This window comes from Carboxylicivirga taeanensis (assembly GCF_051851475.1).
Lineage (GTDB): Bacteria > Bacteroidota > Bacteroidia > Bacteroidales > Marinilabiliaceae > Carboxylicivirga > Carboxylicivirga taeanensis.
The window spans coordinates 61,268-82,083 of sequence record NZ_JBPUSJ010000015.1; the positions used below are offsets into that span (position 1 = coordinate 61,268).

The window sequence follows — 20,816 nt, forward strand, 5'->3', positions numbered from 1 at the left end:
GTTTAAGTATTTTATAGTAATGTATAAATAGTTGTAAATGAATAGTATGAAGAAATTTTTTGTTTTTTGTTCTGTTTTATTAATGTCTTGTTACTCAGTTGCACAAGCTAAAGGAAAAAAAGTTTTAATAATTGGTATTGATGGCTGTAAGCCTGATGTGTTGCTTCATGCCAATACGCCTCATATAGACCGTTTGGTAAAGGGTGGAGCCTATTCTTTTAGTGCAAAAACAGATCCAATTAGTAGTAGTGGTATCTGCTGGACAGGCATGTTAACAGGGGTTTGGCACGAAAAGCATAATGTCACCACCAATTCCTATAAGAACCCTAATATTGAAAACTATCCGCATTTCTTCAATCGTATTAAAGAACATAATAATAAACTGAAAACCTATTCAGTGGTGAATTGGGCGCCGATTCATAAAATAATTCGAGAAGGAGAAGCTGATATTGTTGAAAGCTATAAGCCGGATGATAAGGTGGCTAATCGGGTGGTCGAACTAATCGAAACGGAAATGGCTGATGTTGTATTTGTCCAATTGGACGATGTGGACCATGCTGGTCATGCTCATAATTACTCACTACAAAGCGAACAATATGTACAGTCGGTTGAGAAAGCAGACTCTTTGGTGGGTGTTATGGTGGATGCCATCATGAGGCGAAATAATGTTGAGCAGGAGGATTGGCATATCATTGTTACTACCGATCATGGGGGAAGTAACTTTGGGCATGGAAAAGATATTCCAACACATACCACTATATTCTATGTAATCAATGGACCTGACGTGCAAAAAGGAGAAATTTTAGAGCCAGTCAATGTAGTTGATGTTGCAGTAACAGCCATGAGTGTTATGGGATTGGAAATTAAGGAAGCTTGGAATTTAGATGGCGAAGTGAAAGGAGTGGATAGCAATGAATAGGGTACTTGTAATTTTAGGCTTGAGTTTTTTCTTTTTTACCTCGGAAGCAGTCGCAAAGAAAGGGTTTAAGGGATGTGTCTTTGACGATGTCAATCAAAATGGGATTCAGGATAATCAAGAAAAAGGGATAAGCGGGATTAAAGTGTCCGATGGGTATCATGTTGTTGTAACCGACAAACGTGGGCGTTATGAGCTTCCTGGATGGGAGAAAAACAGGTTTATAAGCGTTTACCAACCTGCCGATTATTCATGTGTTGATTGGTATGTGCCAATTGACGATAAGAAACAAGAATATATTTTTGCCATGTCAGCAAAATCAGTGCGGTCAAAAGTGAATTTCTTACAGATAACAGATACAGAAACATTTGAATACAAAGAATGGGTGAATAATGTGCGTGAGTATGCTGATGTAAATCAATCTGCCTTTATAGTACATACGGGTGATATGTGTTATAAACGAGGGATGCTGTGGCATGCTGAAAATATCACTTCGAACACCATGGGAGTGCCGGTATACTATTGTTTGGGGAATCATGATATGGTAGAAGGACAGTATGGTGAGCAATTTTATGAAAAGTGTTTTGGGCCTGCTTGGTATGCTTTTGAAGAAGGGAATACCCTTTTTATAGTAACACCCATGATGAGAGGTGATCATAAACCATCATTCACTCATAAGGATATTGGAGCATGGTTAAAGACTTTGTTAGGTAAGTATGAAGCGACTCACCCAAAAATTATCTTTAATCATGATCTACTGACAGATGATGAACAGTTTGTTTTTAAGATTGACGAAACTGATTCGATAAATTTCAATAACTATAATTTGAAGGCATGGCTATATGGGCATTGGCATAACAACATGGTGAAGGATCATGGAGGGGATAGTTCAGTGATTTCATACGGAACAGCAGTGGCTGCCAAAGGAGGAATAGATCACTCTCCATCATCATATCGTGTAGTTAATATAGATGACAATGGTACTATTAGCTCGATGTTGCGTTGGACATACGCGACTCGAAAAATTGAGGTTGTTGCACCTGTTGGCAATGATCTGTTGCTTAATGATCCGTCTGAATTAGGTGTGTCTGTTAATGTGTATCACAGTGGAGCACAGGTTCAAAAGGTGAATTATCGCATATGGGCATCCGGTGATTATCCAGACTGGCATGATCTTGAAGATGTAGAAAATTGGCAAGTTATGCACCAGGCTTCAGATTGGAACTGGCAGGCGCAATGGCCTTTAAAGGAATGTCAGGATGGAGAATACATGCTGACTGTGAATGCTTTCCTTCAGGGGGGAGAAGTAATGGTTAAGCAAGTTCCTTTTACATTGAATAGAACGTCTTTGAAGGTCAGCAAAGGATACGACTGGACTAACTTTTTGGGAAATGCCATGCATAACAGACATTGTGAAGCGTTAGTAGAACAGCCAAAGCTTGCATGGAGTACTAACTTAGGGAGTAATATTTACATGACTTCACCAGTCATTTATGATGATAAAGTATTTATGGCCACATTTGATGATAACAACGCCAAAGACTGTGCGATTGTTGGACTCGACGCAATCAGTGGCGAAGTTATCTGGCGCTATCAACTAGTTAATTCTGTTAAAAATACAATCGTCATAGCTAAGGGCTTAGTTATTGCCACTGATATGCAAGGAATAACTTACGCTTTAGGTACTTCCTCGGGTGAACTGGTTTGGAAAAGGGATTTAAACTATAATCGTTTGCCAGGTTTTGTTTCGGGCTTAGTTACGGATGGTGACCTTATTTATACAGGATTTGGAAGTTCTTTGTGTGCCTTAAATGCTGAAGATGGAGATTTAATATGGAAAAATGAGGCCTGGGATGGAGGAGAGGCTTCTGTGCCAACGATGACATTAGCAGATGGCGTATTGGTAACTTCATCTCACTGGAGGGCTTTATATGGTCATGATGCGTTGACGGGGGAGCTTCTTTGGAAAAGAAAGGAAGAAGGCCTCAGGTATCGCGATGGAACATTAAGTTTCAATCAAGGTAGTTTATGGGTTACTGTAGAGGATAAACTAATGTTGCTGGATGCGAAAACAGGAACAACCCAAAACGTAATGAAGACAGGTATGAGGCATGCCGGAAATTCGACACCTGTTGTAACTGATAACTTATGTATTTTAGGTAGTGCTCATCCAGGGTTAGGCGCGTTTGATAGGGATACATACAGTCGCAAATGGTTATTTGAAGTGGATCCGGCTATTTTTTATACACCATCTTATTTTTCAGATAATCAGCAGTCAATCGAATCATCGCCGCTTTTGCTAGGAGATAAAGTGTTTTTTGGAGCCATGGACGGAAACTTATATTTACTGGATAGGGATAGTGGAAACTTAATTTGGAAGAAATCACTTGGAGTTCCTGTTATGTCTACTGCAGCGTCCAATGGAAATCAGCTTTACGTGGCTGATTTTGCCGGGAATGTTTATTGCTTTTGTATTAACTAATTAATGTTAAAGGAAAATTAAAAATAAGTATTTAATGATGTTCAATGATAAGGGAGGAATTATTCTATTCCTCCTTATTTTATTTACATTTTCTGTGAATCCGGTAGTGGCTAGAGATGATGCCGAAGAGGTGATTGATGAGTATTGGCAAGAATTATATGCATATGCATCTTTCAATAAAAAGTTAATATTAGGGTTGTTGTTCAATGATTTATACAGCGTTCAGAAGGGCAACTATGATTGGTTTATAGAAGGCGGCATAAAATATAGAGTCAATAGCTGGTTAACTGCAGAAGCACTGTTTCGTCAGGAGTATTATAAACAGGGAGCCCTTTGGACCTATGAAAGTCGGCCAATGTTACGTTTTAGCGGCAGTAAAGCACTAGGCATGTGGAAGCTAAGGAATCGACAGCGATTCGAGATGCGATTTTTTGAGAGGAGCCCTACAAGATTCCGCTATAGAACGGATGTGAAAGTATTGCCTCATTTACGAATGACATCATGGAATTTGAGTCCCTATGTTCAGGAAGAATTATTTGTAAGTGACGGCCGAATATCAAGAATTAGAAGTTACCTTGGTGTACAAGGTAAAAGGGGGAAGGTAGAACCATCAATTTACCTGTTACTTCAAAGTAAATTGAATCGGTATATTGCAAAAAATATGCTGATATATGGTATGTGTATTGGTATTGAACTGAATTAGGATATAAACAAACATTTCAGTTGGAGAGTGATTACTGGTTCAAATCATGTGAATACAATTTTTTGTCACCAAGGAGTAAATAGTTAGTATATATTAATGATGATGTGTAACAATTTGACCAATAGGGTTGTGTGATACTGGTTGAGTTGATAATTAGAAGTTTTTATTAAATATGAAAAAATTAAGTATAAAACCAATAAGAATTGCTTCAGGGCAGGTATTGTTCCCAGATGCGGTTAATTCAATTGACTGCGATAATTGGGACTATAAGGTTGATGTTAAGGTTAATTTTGGAATTGCATATGATGCAGACAACTTATATCTCAAATATAAAGTTTATGAACTGCACCCGAAGGCCGTTTGCACTGAAATTAATGGACCTGTTTGGGAGGATAGTTGTGTTGAGTTTTTTATTGCCTTTAAAGATGAAGAATACTATAATTTTGAGTTTAATTGCATTGGCACTCAGTTGGTTGGTTTAGGGGTGAATAATAAAGATCGAAAGTGGTTGGATAAGAGTTTAGTCGAGAAAATACAGACAAAGTCATCTCTGGGCACAGAACCTATTGATATTACTGATACACCAACGACTTGGGAAATGAAAATTATTATACCAAAAATAATTTTTGGAGATGATCTAAGTCAGTTTGAAGCAGGACAAACACTCAAGGCAAACTTCTATAAATGTGGTGATAAACAAAATGAAATGCATTTTTTATCATGGAATCCGATATCTCATGATACTCCTAATTTTCATTTGCCAGGATTTTTTGGCTCATTAGAGTTAGTCAGGTAACTTTTTAAAAAAAGAATATTGATTTAACGTCAATTATATCAATGTAAATACTGTGGCTTGAGTAGCACCTTTCAAAACTAAACCAGGTAGTTATCTAATAAGGTGCTACTTAAAAAAATGCTTTTCCACACAGATAGATGCTTTATTCACTTATATTTTTATTGGAATGAGAATACTCTAAGTTAATTGGTTTGCCACATCTTTATTAGATACTTTCATCTTCCTCAATCTTCTTCTCCAAACAATCCTTCAGATAATTCAAAAACACCGTTTTGTCTTTTTGGCGCTTTTTAATACTCACAAATACCCGGTAGACATCCAATTCACTTAGATTAAAAATAGTGCAGAGCGTTTTGGCTGCCTTTTTAATATCCACTTTTCCATTATTAATGCTTCTGGATATTTTTAAAGCATAGAGAAGTTCCACAAAATCTACATGTTTGGCAGTCCAGTGCAAGGACGTTTTACTTATGAATTCACTAAAAATTGCTAGACGCTCTTTTTTACGTAACTCAATACTGAGTAGTTCATTTTCCAGATATTTAATGACTTTCTCATGGGCGTAGAAGTCGGCAAACAAGTAGTCTTTACTGGTAGCAAAGTCACTATCCATCATTGAGTAAGGGTGGTAGTTGTAGTTATCGGCCTGGAGGTTGCAGCGGATAAAGTACTCATGGTCCAACCTGGTATTATTTTGGGAATAGTAGGCGTGGCAAATGTAGTTTTTCTTCAAGAACCCCGTATACTTTCTCAGTTTTTTGTGAATAAAATCCACTTCTTCATGCAAGGCACACTGCCTGCGTTTGGTCAGAATGCGATGCAGGTAATAGAAGAACAGACAATCTCCCACGATGGTGGGCTTGATGTGCTTAAAAAAGTGAATTTCATCTTCCTGTGTTTGGAAGCAGCCCAGCAGCACCTTCTCTCTTAGGTGTTGGATGTAGGTTTTACAAATCGTGATCCCTTTCTCACACTCTTTCAAAGCGGCTTCAGTGTGAATGTTGATAGATAGTATTTCTTCTGAATATTCATCCATAATAGTCTTACAGCCATCATCTTGTTTCTCTTCCATGGGGGTGGTTTTAGGGTTATTTATTGCTATCAATAAATAAAGTTAGATCCTTAAGGGGAGGTTAAATGGTACAGATGTTGCATTTGGGTGAGTGGCATAAATTTATTGATAAATAGGAGTTTATATGCTTTTAAAAGCTATTTAGTATTGATTAATAGGTGTTTAATGATTGGATTAATGTTTCATGAATAAAAATATCACCCAACTTGTTAACAAGTTGTCTGGTTAATTGCAAAGTGTTTTAGAGCTTTGTAGCTCATCAATTTTGAACCAAACCCAATTGTTATGACACTCAAATCAGAACGCGACGTCAGTTATGGACGTGAAAAAATTTTCCGTGACCAGATAGTCACCATCGGCGATTTAAAAGACTTTAAAGAGGACCTGCTGCAACAGCTCAGCAAGATTGTGGCCGACAACCTGACACCCACTAAAAAGTGGATAAAAAGTGCTGAAGTGAGGGAGCTGTTGGGTATCTCACCCGGTACGCTGCAGAACCTACGCGACAATGGCAGTCTGCCATACACCAAAGTAGGCGGCACCATTTTTTACGATGTCAAAGACATCCAGAAGATGATTAGCAAAAACAAAGTCACCGCCCTAACCCGTTTTGACCGATGAACTACATCCGGCACCTGAACCAGGTCTTGGAGAGTTTTACGATGGATAAGCGCATCATACCGCGTCATATCAGCATGTATATGGCGCTGTTCTTTCTGTGGAATAAATTCAAATTCCCGGAAACCATCTATTTTGCGCGTGGCGAACTGATGCCCTTATCCAAAATAGGCTCCATGAGGTACTACCACCTGACCTTGCATGAGCTGGATGAATGGGGCTATATCTCTTATCAGCCCTCCAAAAGCATGTACAAGGCTTCCTGTGTGACAATCATAGCATGTTGCAATAGTGCTACAAGTGGTGAAACATGCAGTGCAACTTCTGCTGCAACATCCGGTGCTAGTAGCACTGGAACATGCAGTGCTACAACTAGTGAAGCCATTAAAATAAACACTAATAAAACAGTATTAAACACTATAAACAATCAGAAAACACCAGAAAACCTTAGTGAGCACGCACGCGATGCTCACCCCGCACCTATCGATAACGAAGTGCAGGCAACCAGGAATGCCGCTGGCGAAAAAAGACAGCGCTTTCAGAAACCTACGCTAGACGAACTAGAAAATTATTTTCAAAGCCGTGAAGGCCCGGTTGAAGAAGCGCAGCGCTTTTTCAACCATTTTGAATCCAATGGCTGGCGGGTAGGAGGCAAAAGTCCCATGAAGGACTGGAAGGCTGCCGCGCGCAACTGGTTGTTGAACAGGAATAAATACCAGCGAATCCGGGCTATGGGGAGAGATAACCCACTGGCAACCTCAAACGATAAAGACTATGGCGAACCCCTCTAATCCCATCCGGTGGCAACAAGATGGCTGGATACACTATAGCTTTTCCGCCTCTCTGGCTTGGATAGAAGCTGCAGGGAAGCAACGCTATGGTTCCCATTTCAGCTTGCAGGAGAAGGACCATCCCATCCTGTATAAACTGTTGATTTATGCCATCGGGGATAAGGACAATATGGCAAAACAGGGCCTGAATCCCGATAAAGGCCTGCTGGTTTCCGGTCCTGTTGGTTGTGGCAAGACCAGCCTGATGCAACTGGTCAATTACTTTTTTCCGCCCAGGCAACGCTTTACGATGCTATCCGCCCGGCATATTACCTTTAACTTTATACGGCAGGGCTACCAGGTGCTGCACAAATATACAGAGGGCTCCTACCAGTTTAAGGCTGGCTGCTATCAGCCCAAAACCTACTGCTTTGATGATATCGGCATTGAACGGCCCGTGCATTATTTTGGCAATGAATGCAATGTGATGGGAGAGATACTGCTCAGTCGCTACGACCATTTTATCCAGAAAAAGATGCTGACTCACCTGACCACCAACCTGTCCGCATCGGAGCTCGAAGGGCTGTATGGCAACCGCCTGCGCAGCCGTATGCGAGAGATGTTTAACCTGGTTAGCTTCGGGCGTAGCTCGTGTGATAAGCGGCAATGAAAAATTAAAAAATCCTGATTATTTTTAGAGTATGAAGAAGCAGGCAGGGGATATCACAGAGCTGCTAAAACAGCACATCCAATCCATTGATGAGGCAGCAGAGCTGATTTTGTTGTTTCCCCAGGGTAAGCGCCATGAGGAAGCCATACAAATCTATGTACTGACTCCCGATAAAGTAACTTTTGAAACCGAACAAGCCTACTTCAAAGCCTGTTACCAACTGGAACTGGCCAGCACTTACAACTTTTCCATTTATATCTATGCTAAAGACAAGTGGCACCAACAACTAAAGAATACCCCTATCTATCAAAAGGTCATCAATGAAGGCATCTTTTTGTAAGTCAATGTCCCGTGCCCATTGAGAAAAGCCAGCACAATAGTAGCCATCTGTTTAATTCAATAGCAGCCATCATTCCCCAAAGCGCCCTTTACGCTTAAGGCCAGGCACAATGTCCTGATGGTCTCATCGGCTCACTGAGTCCGCCTTATACCCATCCTAACCATACTCAGCTCGCCTCTTTGACAAACAGGCCTGTATTAGCAGCTAATAGGCAGTGATGCCATCTTTTGAGCCATGGCATCAGATATCGCGCCCGCAAAGGTATAACGGGAGGTGTGATGTGCAAAAGCGATTCTTTGCAGCACAAAATTGATGCGCCTGCTATTGACTGTCCAAACGGGTGAAACACAGCTGGATTTTATCAAAAACGATGTGCTACGTTTCATTTCACTGAAGAAGAGAAAAAAATCCACCTAAGTTTTCCACCTAATCAGGTCATGCCCATCAATTATTGCTCCCTGCCAGAATTTCCTTTTGCAAATGACACCAATCCCTATTTATAAAGTGGCTTACGCGATATCAAAATGCCCCAATTCATATCAATTAAAAAGAATTTATAGCAACCTGTTAGCAAGTTGTCAAGTTTATTCCACCAAGGGTTGAAACTTTGTACCATGGTTTTTCTGAAAGCAGAATCAGACCATTACAAACAATGTTTTACTAACACAAAGGTCATGTTTGGATTAGACGACATCTCCCACTGGCAATTTGCTAAAGGCATCCTACTCTGCCTGGCTGGTTATTACCTGGTCATAGTACTTTACCTGGCTTTGAAGAAAGGTAAACAATCCCAAGAGACCAGCTTTGAAGCAGAAGCGCATCAGGCACATCATGTAGTACCACATAAAGCTATTAAAGCAAGCGACTACCCGTCTGCACCCGCTCATTATGAGCTGAGGGATGAGGATAGCATCCAGGTAATGATGAACCAGGAGCCCGACTTTAGCGGCTATGTGCTGGAGGCCCTCCAGAGCACGCAGCTGGAGGACAAGGACGCTTTCCTCAGCAACATCGAATACGAGCTACAGCAGAGCTGACGAATACCCCATCTCTCTATCGGAAAAACAATATCACAAAACATAAACGCCTTATGAAACAACAAAGCAATCTCAGAAGAAGCCTGTTGATAGCAGGGCTGCTTGTCCTGCGCATCACCGTCACACTAGCCCAATCAGCACAAGGCATTGACCAGGCCACCTCCGAAGTTCAATCCTATGTCGACCCCATCGCCAACCTCATTATTGCCATTGGTGCCGTGGTGGGTCTGATTGGGGGCATCCGCGTCTACATCAAATGGCAGAGTGGTGATCAGGATACTCAGAAAGCCCTGATGGGTTGGTTTGGCGCCTGTCTCTTTCTGATATTGGTGGGCGTGGTGATACGGGCCTTCTTTGGCTAGGATATGAAGGGCAAATCAACGTTTCACATCAGCAAGGTAGATACCCGCATCTATGTCAAAGGCTTTAGTGGCGTGCTTGTGTACAAAGCCATGTATGCCATCCTGATAGCTCTGGGTGTATTTGTAGGGCTCTACCTGCTGACCAGCCCTTTTATCGCATTACTGGTCGTCGTTCCCCTCTTACTGGTGGCGTTGTACCGGCTCAACAAGCTACAACAGACACTGGGGCCGGACGGCTTTCAGAAAAAGCAGATCGCCAGACAACTACCGGCCTTAATCAGCATTAAACAAGAAATCAAACAGCTGTTTTAATCAAATCACTGCAAATGAAAGTCAAAAGTATCAAGGAGACGCTTCCTGTATTGGGGTTTGATGGGGATGTTCTCTTATCCAACAACCTGGATATGACCATTGGAATAGAGCTTCAGTTAACCGAGCTTTTGGCCTGCAGTGAGTCCGATTTAAGTAAGCTGCACGATACCTTTCGGCGATTGTTGGCTATGTTACCGGCCGGTACGCTTCTGCACCGCCAGGATTATTTTATTGAGCAGGTCTATCAAAGTAAGGACGAAACATCTTCTTTTCTCAGCCAATCCTACCTGAAGCATTTTAAAGGCAGAAGCTACCTGGCACATAAAGCCTACCTGTTTATCAGCCTGATGAATACCGGACTGCTGAAGACCTTTCTGGGCTCCAGTTTGATTCAGCCGGGAAGAGTCAGACAGAACGCCCGGCAACAAACCGACCAGCTGGAAGAAATCCGAGACAACGTGGTGGCCCAGCTCAGGCAAGGGGGGATACCTAGTCAATGCCTTAGCCAAAGCGACCTTTACCAACTTATGCAAAACTACCTGGGCATGAATTTTCAGGAACCTACCCAGATGCTGGGTAACCTGGATTTTCGGGATCACCTGAAAGTGATGAACCACTTTGTGGAATGCTATAGCCTAAGTGATTACAATCATGTACCCTCAGAGGTGAGTTGTGTATCCCGTCACAGCAGCACCAGCCTACCTGTTTCCATGGTGTATCCCATTTGCTTTGGCTTGCCCTTTTCGCACATTACCAATTGCTTTATCTACAAAGGTCCTCAAAATATCATCAAAGCCCAATTGGAGGCGGCCCGCAAGAAAATCTATTCGCTCAGCAAGTTTTCGACGGAGAATAAGCTCAATGCCGAGCTCATCAGTCAGTTCCTGGAAACGGTGCAGCAAGGGGGTGAGCCCATCGTGCAGGTGCATGCCAACCTCATGCTCTTTGATGAGTCCTTGCAGGGTTTGAAGGTAAAACGCAGCGAAGCCGGTACTGCTTTCTCCCAGATGAATTGCTTGCCCTATCGCCATAGCTTTGACCTGCCCTTGATGTACTGGGCCAACATGCCCGGCAGCACCCAGCTGCCTGAGACCGAGCTGATGCTGATGCAAACGGGGGAGGCCTGTTGCTTTTTAAACTTTGAAGGGGCTATCCAAAGCAGTGATTCTTCTTTTTACATCCATTTCTCCGACCGGCAGAACGGTTGTCCGGTAAAGGTGGACATCTCCGATGAACCCATGCAAAAGCACCAAATACATAACCGCAATAAAATCATCATCGGCGGTTCCGGCTCCGGCAAATCCTTTCTGACCAACCACCTGATGCGCCACTATGCAGAGAGTGACAAATGCCATGTGGTCTTGCTGGATGTGGGACGCAGCTATGAATTGCTGGTGCATTACCTGAATGATTACCTGAAAGACAAAGGTGGCGCCATGCATGTGGAGTTCACGGAAGCGACTCCCATCTCCTTTAACCCCTTTGTACTGACAGACGGGCTCAGTACCGAACGCAAGCAAACCATCCTGTCGGTGCTCTATACCATCTATAAACCCAATTTATCGGAAATCGATAAGGACGTTATCGCCCAATCGGTCACTGCCTATTACAAAGCACACAACACTCAGCACAGTTTTAACAGCTACTATGAATTTGTGCAACAGTGGATACCTAGACTGGTGAAGGACAAAGGCCTCATGTTCAACTGTGGCGAGTTCTTTTTTATCCTGAGTAAATACTACCAGGGAGGGGAGTATGACTACCTGCTGAATAAGGAGATGCAGACCGATGAATTCTTCCAATGTCCCTTTATCGTCTTTGAATTGGATAACATCAAAGACCATCCCATTATCTTTCCGGTAGCCACGTTGATCATCATTGACATTTTTATGCAGAAGATGCGCCGACTGAAGGGCACGCGTAAAATCATCTGCATTGAAGAAGCCTGGAAAGCCATTGCCACGCCCCAGATGGCTGATTACATCAAATATTTTTTTAAAACCATCCGTAAGTTTTTTGGTGAAGCCATTGTGGTCACCCAGGAGATAGAAGATGTCATATCCAGTCCCATCATCAAAGATGCCATCATTAACAATGCCGACACCAAGATACTGCTGGACATGCGTAAGTTTGCCAATAAGTTTGAGACCATCAGCCAGGTGCTGGGTTTAACACCCTTTCAGAAAGAACAAATCCTGTCCGTCAATAATAACCTGCCCGCCAAGCGTAAGCTCAAAGAGTGCTTTGTCGGGCTGGGCAGCTACTCGCGCGTGTTCGCCGTGGAAGTCAGTCAGGCGGAGTACTACTGCTATACCTCCGAAGAGAAAGAGAAGGAATACATTAAACAACAGCTGCTATATTATAACAGTTTTATTGACTTTCTGGAAAGTGTTGCAAGCCTATAAAGCATTATTGCCCTAGTAAGGTTCTGTGTATCTGTGACTTTGTGTTTATTTATTAACCATGTAAATCATTAACCATGAAAACCATCTACACCATTATTCTAACAAGCGTATTACTCATTGCAAACCATCAGCTGCATGCACAGGCGGCGGTGAGTGATGTGGGAGCCGGCATTCAGCGGGAAGCCCTGTGGACACAGGAGAAGGGAATCCTGAGCAAGATGAACTGGTACAACCTGCTCATCAAAGCCCTGAACGGCGATATCAAAGGGCTCACCGGCGAGCTGCTGGGCATCGACCAGGAGCTGTTGGATGCCGTGGAGAATGTCTCCGGCCTGATAAAAGACTATAAGCGCATTCAGGAGACACGCCAGATGCTCGGTAAGATACTGGATATCTACACCGAGAAAGTGCCCCGGCTGATACAGGACCACAACTTCACGCCCCAGCAGGCCGCCGCCATCCTGCAGGCTTTTGATATTATCCTGACGGACAGCCGTGACTTGGTGACCGAAGTGCTCAATACCATCACCATTGACAAAGCCTTTCTGATGGATGACAAGGCCCGCTACGATGTGATAAATGGCATCTACCGGCAGGTGCACCGTCATTACGGTACCATCTGTTACCTCTATAACAAAATCCTGTATGCCTCATACATGAAAAGCTACCAGCTGGGCGACCTGAAAACCTTTGCCTTTTACTACAGCCTCTACGAAACCAGTTAAACCATCAGCTATGAAAAACAAAGTACTATCACTACTAATCGTCTTTCTATTGATGACGAGCACTGCTATGGGGCAAGACGCTTTTGCCATCAAGAAATGGAAAGGACGCTACCCCCGCATGAATAATGATTACCCTTTGGCTTTTGTGAGCTGGAAGGGCTGGTTGCCACCGGTACCGCACTTTTTTGTACGGCTTTACCCCAGCCACTATTACTACTACTTGACCTCATTACCCGTGATGGATGCCAAGGGCTATGTGGATATGGGCTTGTACAATGGTTTGAAGATGGTATTGAAAAACATCGATAAGGACGCGTTGTATCAAAACCTGCAAGCCATTGAAGGCACACATCTCAACCAGACGGCCCATGAAGAGATAGCCGCCTTTCTGCGTCAGAGCCGTTTGGTATCCATCCCCGATATCTACCAGACCAGCCTCTGTTTCGATAAGGCCATCCAGGCCCTGGATGACTTGAAACAGCAGGATGTGCCATCGGCTATCCACGCAGGCTTTGAGCAGGACATCCGCCATTACCTGGAGGAGCTGCTCATGATCAACCAGCTGGATGCCAAACAAGGCGATAAGCTGCAAGCCATGGCTGAGCTGAATCGGAGCGTGCGGCAATTAACCGGTACCATCCACTACACAATACAAAAGATTCGGGTCTGTCAACACACTAATGAAGAATGGCCATCTAACCTGAGTTTCCTTGGAAAACTGTAAGCAAACATATATCAAAGACCATTATCATGAACATTGAGCACTTCTTTGAATTTACCAACAGCCTGATACAGACAGGTATTGACCATGCCCGCCTGTTGGTGGATATGGCCAGGGCCATTGGAGGCATCGCCGCCTTTTTATTCATTGCCAAACGCATTTTTGAGCAGTTGATAGCCGATAATCCCATTGTGTTATTGCCCTTGCTGCGGCCTTTTGCATTGGTCTTGGTCATTACCTTCTGGGGTGCTTTTATCCAGCTGCTGCTGGTGCCCACACAAGGCCTGACCTACCTGTCGGAAGAAATCTACAACGGCCAGCAACCTCTGGTGGCCGAGAAGCTGCAGGAGAAACAAAACGCCATCCTGATGACCGACCTGCCACTGTTTGTTGAGAATCAGGAGAAAGAGGCCGACCTGTGGGACAAAGGCATCAATGTGCTGCTCACCACCTATAATATTCTGAGTGGACGGGCGCTGCGTAATCAAATCAGCTATTACATCATGGAGGGGCTGCGGCAGGTTGCTGAAGTGGCTTTTGAAGTGGTGGTGTATCTGATAGCCTTTTTACGTACCATTTTCTGCGTGCTGCTGGTCATCTTTGGCCCCTTGGTCTTTGCTATCTCCATCTTCGATGGTTTTCAGGAGAGCTACCTGCAATGGATAGCCCGTTTTGTCAATGTGAACCTTTATCTGCCCATCGCCATGCTTATCCTGTCGCTGACACAGCACCTGCTGATTTACGTGCTGGATTTTGAGATTAACCTCATTAACTCCATGGGTATGTACCAGTCCTCCCTTTTTTTTGTATCCGGCCTGATAGTGCCGGTATGTGGTATCTGTGGCCTGGTGATGGTCCCCAAAATTGCCACCTGGATAGTGAATGCCTCAGGTACCAATACAGGAGGAGGACGAATGCTTCGCACAGCCGCCATGATGGCCGTTTCTAAAGGTGCTCTCAAATAGGGTGGAACCACGGCCAATAATTGATTTATGTGATATGCAAAATGTAGTTTACCTAATGAAAGGTAATGTGATATAACAAAGACTCTGTACCTCAGTGGCTCTGCGTTCATCTTCTAAAGGTCTATTATCTATTAATCTAATCGTCTATTGACATAAAATGAAACAACTCATCCATATACAACGCCAGTTTAGAATGACCGTTTATGTGCTGCTGGCCACCACCATGCTGTCCATTGGTGCGGGCTTATACACCTTTGTGCGTTCGCTGCAGTTAGTCAACGAGTCGCGTCAGAAGATTTATGTACTGGATAATGGGCAGTCGCTTTTGCTGGCTCTCCGGGCCGATATCTCAGATAACCGCTCTGCCGAAGCCCGTCACCATGTGAAGCGCTTCCATGAACTCTTCTTCACACTGGAACCAGACAAAGCTTATATCGAAAGTAATATCCGCGAAGCCCTTTACCTGGCCGATAAAAGTGCCATGAAGCAGTACCGCACCTTCAAGGAGAACAACCTGTATAACCGGGTGATTGCTTCGGATATCAGCATGACACTGCAGAGTGATTCCATACGAGTGGACTTCTCCACCTATCCCTATCGCTTCCTCTATTACGGCAAGCAGAAGATTGTTCGTAAGTCCAACACCACCATCCGGCAACTCATCACCAGTGGTCAATTACGCAACATTTCGCGCACCGATAACAATACCCATGGCTTCTTAATTGAAGGTTGGATGATAAACGATAACAGTGATTTACAAACTACCCGGCGCACTAATTTTTAGTTGAGTGCGCAAACTTATCAGATATGAAAAACCAGATTAAGAAATACACCAAAGACTTATTGCAGAAAGTTGATGAACAAGATAAGGGACTTAGTCAGCAAAAGCGAACAATTAAATGGATAGTCATCCTAGGCATCTTATTCATGCTGTATGTGCTGTCATTTATGCAATCTCACCTGTCCCTTAACCACCATTTGATGAAGACACTATGGGGTGAGGCGGTGACAGATTCATTGGGCAATGACAGCACCGAACTGACCCAAAGCCCCTTTGCTTTGCCCGTCGATTCATTTGAGCAACTACTAAACCAGCAAATCCATGAAAAAGCAGATTAAGCAACACAAAGCCCTTTTTATCCTGCCATTGGCACTCTTACCCTTTATCGTACTGATATTCTATATTCTGGGAGGAGGGAGCCCGGTGAGTGAAACAAACCAAAGCACGAGTTCAAGCGGAGCCAACTACCAATTGCCCGAAGCCAACCGGGATATTGCGATCATGGACAAACAGGAGGCCTATCAGCAGATGGGGGAAGAAACAGAGGTAAAACCGGTCCAGTTGGATATTGATACGACCACGGCGCTCAACCCCCTGGAAATATCTGAGAACGTATCTGCAGAGCAAATCAATGAAGTGCTATTGGCACACGTCAAAAAACAGGAAGCCCAATCCCGGGAAGCCTTGCAGGGGCAAAATCAGCTAACAACCCAAAGTCTATCAACGCGAAGGGGTAATACAAGCGCTGAACCGGTGGATAAAGAGCCTGATTCATATCGTACTTACCCAAATCCTTCAAGGGCGAGAAGACACAGTCCAATATCAGGCGATATGGAACAACAAACCTTGAACCACTTACTAGGGGAATACGAACGTTTACTTCTACAGAATGATTCATTGAACCATCAGCTTCAAAAAATACTTGTCACGAATAAGGCAATAGAGTTAGAGGCCAGCGTGGGTGTGCATCTTAATACAAACAGCGGTTTTGAGCCTGTCTCCCAATCAAAACAAAGTATCAAAGTGCGAGTTGTGGAAGATACCAAAGTGTTATCCGGTAACCGGGTGATGCTGCAGCTGATGAACGATGCAGTGATAGGGGAGAAGACCATTCGAAAAGGCACCCTGATATATGGTCTTTGCAAAACAGAGCATGAACGCCTGCAGCTAATCATTACCAGCCTTCCCTATCTGGATGCGTTTCTACCGGTCAAGCTAAGCGCCTATGACCTGGATGGTATCAGAGGACTTTACGTGCCGGATAATGTGCAGCGTAAGGTGTATAAGGATGTGGCCGGTGGTGTGAACCCATCTGTTCTATTACCGCCATCGGACCATCCCTTGTCGTATCTCGGGGTTAGTGCCGCCGCTGACCTGAGTAAGACCATGGTTAAGCGAGTCCGGCTAAAGCGGGTTTACCTGAGAAAAAACACGGTCTTGATACTTAAAAATGATTAATCCCTTAAAAATAAAGAAGATGAAAACACTAATGATATTGTCGCTGGTTCTAAATTTTAAAATGTATGCACAAAACCATATTCAGGTGGCGGAGCATTCTACGGTGCACATCATCTGCCCCAAAGCCGTCAGCTACGTGCAGGTGGGCAGCCACACTAAATTATTGGCCGAAGCCATTGCGGATTATCCCCATCTAGTGCGTATCAAAGCCCTTACTGCCTTTAGCGATACCAGTTCTTTAACCCTGATGTGCGGCAATCAGCTATATGCTTTTCAGGTGAGCCACAAAAGGCAATGTCTCATGCAATTGAAACTTGACGATTTTAAAGGTGATGTGATACAAGAACAAGTGGGTACTGCACTACCACTGCATCAAGTGCTGGGCTGCATGCGACAATTACAAAGTTCTGACAGTTCCCAAAAATCAATACGTGCCATCAAAAATGAGAGAATAGAATTGAGCTTGGACGAGATTCGTGTCCGGCACGAACTACTGTTTGTTAAACTCACGGTGACAAACCATTCCAACCTGGTGTACAAAGCCAAAGTGCCTGTTTTTTTGATGCGCGATAGACAGCCAAAGAAAGCCGCCAATGTGCAGGAATACTTGCTGGAGCCTTGGCGTGTCTCTGAACCCGAGCTCATGATCGCACCACAGGAGGCAAAGACCATGGTACTTGTTTTTAAAAGCTTTTCTATCCCCAAACACAAACAAGTGGAGGTCCTCTTGCAGGAAGAAACAGCCGCTTACACCGGGCGCGACCTGAGTCTCATTTTTGACAATAAAGCCATCGTCAAGGCGAAAGCACTTTGAACAGGAAGACAATATAAAAGCAACAAGGAAAACTAAACCCTAAACTCAAACAAAGAAATGTCACAATCCGAAGGCATACAATTAATACGACTGCATGAAGCCTTTCGCTTTATCAGCTACCTGCTGTTACTGCTATCGTTTTACCTGACCTGTCTGGATTATTTTGTGGCACAGGATTTTTATCTGAAAGGGCTGGGCTTTGTCTTTGAAAAGCTGCAGCAATTAAGCTTTTTATCCCAATTGATACCTTCCAAGCTATTGACCTTGGGCGTACTGCTCATCACCTGTATGGGCACTAAAGCACAGAAACAGCCGGACTTGAAAGTTGCCGTGATAGTGCTGCAAATTCTATGGGGCTTAACATTTTACTGGGCGAGTTTATGGTTACTGCCTCAGCAGCCATTGGCCTATATGCTCAGTTCCCTAATCGCCTTTGTAATGGTCAATGTGGGTTTTGATAACGTCAGTAAGCTCATTAGTGTCAACCTGATGAAAGACCGTTTTAATACGAGTAATGAAAGTTTTTTGCAGGATGAGGCATTGAGGACCAACGAATGGTCGGTGAACCTGCGCAGTGAGTATGTTTACAACCATAAAGCCCGTCATGGCTGGATCAATGTGGTCAATCCCTTTCGGGCCAGCATGGTCATAGGTACGCCGGGCTCAGGTAAGTCCTATAGTGTGGTGCAGCCCTTTATCTCGCAACACCTGCGAAAAGGCTTCTCTATGTGCGTCTATGATTTTAAATACCCCGATTTATCCGCCTTGGCCTATACGCAATACCTGCGAGGTAAAGTCAATGGACGTCTGCCGGTTCATACCCAATTTTGTGTTATTAACCTGGATGATATCCGCAAGAGCCAACGCTGTAACCCCTTGGCACCGGAGCTGATGGATAGTCCCATTGACGCCTTTGAAGCATCCCGCACCATTCTGTATAACCTGAACCGGGAATGGATACGCAAACAAGGGGAGTTCTTTTCCGAATCGGCCGTTACCTTCTTTGCGGCGGTAATTTGGTTTTTAAAGCGCTACAAAAAGGGCAGATACTGCACCTTACCCCATGCCATTGAGCTATTGCAGCTGGACTATGATGAGCTCTTTGACATCATGGCCACGGAGCAGGACGTGGTGAACATCATCAACCCCTTTATCAATGCCCATCAGCGAGGTGCCAGTGAGCAGTTGGAAGGGCAGTTGGGCAGTCTGAAAATTGCCATCTCCAAAATCATCACGCCTGAAATCTACTGGATTTGCTCGGGCAATGATTTTACCCTGGATATCAATAATCCGGCATCCCCCAAAGTGCTTTGCCTGGCTAATAACCCCTTACGCATTGAAATCTATGGGGCTGTACTCTCCCTATTTATCACCCGCATGCTGAAAATCATCAACAAGAAGGGGCAGCGACCATCCTCCCTAATCTTTGATGAGCTGCCCACCATCTATTTCAGAGGTTTGGACACGCTCATTGCCACTGCCCGGAGCAATAAGATATCGACCCTGTTGGGCATACAAACCATCGACCAGCTGGTGAGGGACTATGGCAAGGAAGCCGCCAACGCCATCCTGACCAACATCGGGAATGTATTCTCTGGCCAGGCCACAGGCGATACAGCGCGTTACATCCAGAGCCGCATGGGTAAAGTTTTGCAGGAGCGACAGTCGATAAGCATTAACCGGGCCACTCAGTCATCCACCATCTCCACCCAGATGGATTACCTGGTGCCGGAAGGTAAGATAGCCACCTTACCGCAAGGCTATATGGTGGGGCAGGTAGCCGATAGTTTTGAGCAGCCTATTACACGAAAGAGCTTTAACGCCCTTATTAAACCCCAGGCCACGAATATTCAGAGCGAAATAGTCATACCGGATTATTACACCTTTGACAATAAAGAGAAGGTGCTGGAAGGCAACAGGCTGCGCATCTATAATGATATACAAAGTATCTGCAGGCAGCGGATACCACCAGGTTGAAACCGACTATTGTTAAACCCCTAAAATACAGAAATGATGGAGCAAAAAACACGTTATGGACTGGATGAAGTGCCCATGGCCAAACTGGAAAAAATGGGCATCAAAAGAGACTTTATCGACAAGATGGAGCAGAAGGAATTGACCGATTTTTTGAATGGATTTCGTTCGCAGAAGTTGTATACGGTCAGTGCTAAAATCAATGACGAAAACTACCGGATACCAGCCAAGATAAGGCTTCAGCGAGAGGAGGGAGAGATAAAGGTACGCATCCACCCAATTCAACGCCTGCATATACCGGATAGTTTTATGGGGCATACCTTTTCAAAGGAAGAGAAGGCGGCCTTGCTGCAGGATAAAAACATCGGGAAGACGATTGAATTGCAAGATTTCTCCGGAAAGAAAGATAAGTACTACATCGGCATAGACGCCAAAACCAATGAAATCATCCCATTGAAACAGAAGAATATTCAGATAGCAGATACAATCAAAGGGGTGACTCTGACCACTGCTCAGAAGGAAAGACTGTCCAATGGCGAAAAGGTGCAGCTTAAGGGCATGATCGGCCGTAACGATAAGAAGTTTTCAGCTACGCTGCAGATTAACCCGGCGGAGCGGAATATCGGTTTCAGCAATTTCAAGCAGGAGAAAGCTGCGACACAGACACAAGAAAAATCCGAAACACAAAAGCAGGGAAAAGCTGCCAAAGTGGGAGGATGATTATAGCTGATTCATAGTCGAAAGGAAAAGTGGAAACGTCCTCTTTTCCTTTTTTTAGCACTTATTTTTAACCCCAAAGAAGAGCTGATAAATACCTCTTACGAAGTGGAAGCAAGATGTGTTTTTTAGTACCTAAAAAACGAATAGACTTGCCCCGTGGGACCGAAATGAATAA

General features: G+C 44.0%; 22 protein-coding genes. 21 read left to right on the top strand and 1 reads right to left on the bottom strand.

All coding sequences use genetic code 11. The features are described from left to right. Positions 1-46: 46 nt before the first annotated feature. The 4 genes from ACSX1H_RS16845 to ACSX1H_RS16860 all read left to right on the top strand — a co-directional run bounded on the left by ACSX1H_RS16845 (position 47) and on the right by ACSX1H_RS16860 (position 4,897). Complete coding sequence (locus ACSX1H_RS16845; RefSeq protein ID WP_439185405.1) at positions 47-919, top strand: alkaline phosphatase family protein; 873 nt, start codon at positions 47-49, stop codon at positions 917-919. Then, positions 912-3,398 (top strand): outer membrane protein assembly factor BamB family protein, encoded by a 2,487-nt coding sequence (locus tag ACSX1H_RS16850; protein WP_439185406.1) that lies wholly within the window; start codon positions 912-914, stop codon positions 3,396-3,398. Before ACSX1H_RS16845 ends, ACSX1H_RS16850 begins: the two co-directional genes overlap by 8 nt. 34 nt (positions 3,399-3,432) lie before the next feature. Then, a complete protein-coding gene (locus tag ACSX1H_RS16855; RefSeq protein ID WP_439185407.1) occupies positions 3,433-4,101 on the top strand; it encodes a DUF2490 domain-containing protein in 669 nt (222 codons plus the stop codon). Positions 4,102-4,273: 172 nt separating this feature from the next. Further along, a complete protein-coding gene (locus ACSX1H_RS16860; RefSeq protein WP_439185408.1) occupies positions 4,274-4,897 on the top strand; it encodes a carbohydrate-binding family 9-like protein in 624 nt (207 codons plus the stop codon). A gap of 205 nt (positions 4,898-5,102) precedes the next feature. Here ACSX1H_RS16860 and ACSX1H_RS16865 read toward each other — a convergent pair whose 3' ends face one another. Then, the gene (locus tag ACSX1H_RS16865; RefSeq protein WP_439185409.1) at positions 5,103-5,969 is read right to left on the bottom strand and encodes an RteC domain-containing protein; all 867 of its coding nucleotides are present in this window, start codon (positions 5,967-5,969) and stop codon (positions 5,103-5,105) included. Between the two features lie 285 nt (positions 5,970-6,254). Here ACSX1H_RS16865 and ACSX1H_RS16870 point away from each other — a divergent pair, with 285 nt between their 5' ends. From ACSX1H_RS16870 to ACSX1H_RS16950, 17 genes are all read left to right on the top strand, one after another. Continuing rightward, the gene (locus ACSX1H_RS16870; RefSeq protein WP_439185410.1) at positions 6,255-6,590 is read left to right on the top strand and encodes a helix-turn-helix domain-containing protein; all 336 of its coding nucleotides are present in this window, start codon (positions 6,255-6,257) and stop codon (positions 6,588-6,590) included. After that, positions 6,587-7,378 carry a hypothetical protein gene (locus ACSX1H_RS16875; protein ID WP_439185411.1) on the top strand — a complete coding sequence of 264 codons (792 nt, stop codon included), beginning with the start codon at positions 6,587-6,589 and terminating at the stop codon, positions 7,376-7,378. Before ACSX1H_RS16870 ends, ACSX1H_RS16875 begins: the two co-directional genes overlap by 4 nt. Further along, positions 7,362-8,027: a P-loop NTPase family protein gene (locus ACSX1H_RS16880; protein WP_439185412.1), complete on the top strand. Its 666-nt coding sequence runs from the start codon at positions 7,362-7,364 to the stop codon at positions 8,025-8,027. The genes ACSX1H_RS16875 and ACSX1H_RS16880 overlap by 17 nt, the downstream gene beginning before the upstream one ends. A gap of 31 nt (positions 8,028-8,058) precedes the next feature. Beyond that, complete coding sequence (locus ACSX1H_RS16885) at positions 8,059-8,367, top strand: hypothetical protein (protein WP_439185413.1); 309 nt, start codon at positions 8,059-8,061, stop codon at positions 8,365-8,367. 674 nt (positions 8,368-9,041) lie between these two features. Then, positions 9,042-9,404, top strand: coding sequence for a hypothetical protein (locus ACSX1H_RS16890; protein ID WP_439185414.1), 363 nt, complete (start codon positions 9,042-9,044; stop codon positions 9,402-9,404). Between the two features lie 53 nt (positions 9,405-9,457). Next, positions 9,458-9,766, top strand: coding sequence for a DUF4134 domain-containing protein (locus tag ACSX1H_RS16895; RefSeq protein WP_439185415.1), 309 nt, complete (start codon positions 9,458-9,460; stop codon positions 9,764-9,766). A 3-nt stretch (positions 9,767-9,769) separates the two neighbouring features. Further along, positions 9,770-10,078: a hypothetical protein gene (locus ACSX1H_RS16900; protein ID WP_439185416.1), complete on the top strand. Its 309-nt coding sequence runs from the start codon at positions 9,770-9,772 to the stop codon at positions 10,076-10,078. A gap of 14 nt (positions 10,079-10,092) precedes the next feature. Further along, positions 10,093-12,483 carry a TraG family conjugative transposon ATPase gene (locus ACSX1H_RS16905; protein WP_439185417.1) on the top strand — a complete coding sequence of 797 codons (2,391 nt, stop codon included), beginning with the start codon at positions 10,093-10,095 and terminating at the stop codon, positions 12,481-12,483. Between the two features lie 74 nt (positions 12,484-12,557). Then, a complete protein-coding gene (locus ACSX1H_RS16910; RefSeq protein WP_439185418.1) occupies positions 12,558-13,208 on the top strand; it encodes a hypothetical protein in 651 nt (216 codons plus the stop codon). Between the two features lie 10 nt (positions 13,209-13,218). After that, the gene (locus ACSX1H_RS16915) at positions 13,219-13,932 is read left to right on the top strand and encodes a hypothetical protein (protein ID WP_439185419.1); all 714 of its coding nucleotides are present in this window, start codon (positions 13,219-13,221) and stop codon (positions 13,930-13,932) included. Between the two features lie 26 nt (positions 13,933-13,958). Further along, positions 13,959-14,894 (top strand): TraJ family protein, encoded by a 936-nt coding sequence (locus ACSX1H_RS16920; RefSeq protein ID WP_439185420.1) that lies wholly within the window; start codon positions 13,959-13,961, stop codon positions 14,892-14,894. Between the two features lie 157 nt (positions 14,895-15,051). Beyond that, positions 15,052-15,678, top strand: a complete 627-nt coding sequence (gene traK, locus ACSX1H_RS16925) for a conjugative transposon protein TraK (protein WP_439185421.1) — start codon at positions 15,052-15,054, stop codon at positions 15,676-15,678. A gap of 23 nt (positions 15,679-15,701) precedes the next feature. Beyond that, positions 15,702-16,013, top strand: a complete 312-nt coding sequence (locus ACSX1H_RS16930; RefSeq protein ID WP_439185422.1) for a hypothetical protein — start codon at positions 15,702-15,704, stop codon at positions 16,011-16,013. After that, positions 15,997-17,133, top strand: a complete 1,137-nt coding sequence (traM, locus tag ACSX1H_RS16935; RefSeq protein ID WP_439185423.1) for a conjugative transposon protein TraM — start codon at positions 15,997-15,999, stop codon at positions 17,131-17,133. Before ACSX1H_RS16930 ends, traM begins: the two co-directional genes overlap by 17 nt. Before the next feature lie 19 nt (positions 17,134-17,152). After that, the gene (locus ACSX1H_RS16940) at positions 17,153-17,947 is read left to right on the top strand and encodes a DUF4138 domain-containing protein (RefSeq protein WP_439185424.1); all 795 of its coding nucleotides are present in this window, start codon (positions 17,153-17,155) and stop codon (positions 17,945-17,947) included. Positions 17,948-18,004: 57 nt separating this feature from the next. Next, entirely contained in the window at positions 18,005-19,924 is a 1,920-nt protein-coding gene (locus ACSX1H_RS16945) for a type IV secretory system conjugative DNA transfer family protein (RefSeq protein ID WP_439185425.1), read from the top strand. Between the two features lie 33 nt (positions 19,925-19,957). Next, complete coding sequence (locus ACSX1H_RS16950) at positions 19,958-20,641, top strand: DUF3945 domain-containing protein (RefSeq protein WP_439185426.1); 684 nt, start codon at positions 19,958-19,960, stop codon at positions 20,639-20,641. Positions 20,642-20,816 lie beyond the last annotated feature (175 nt).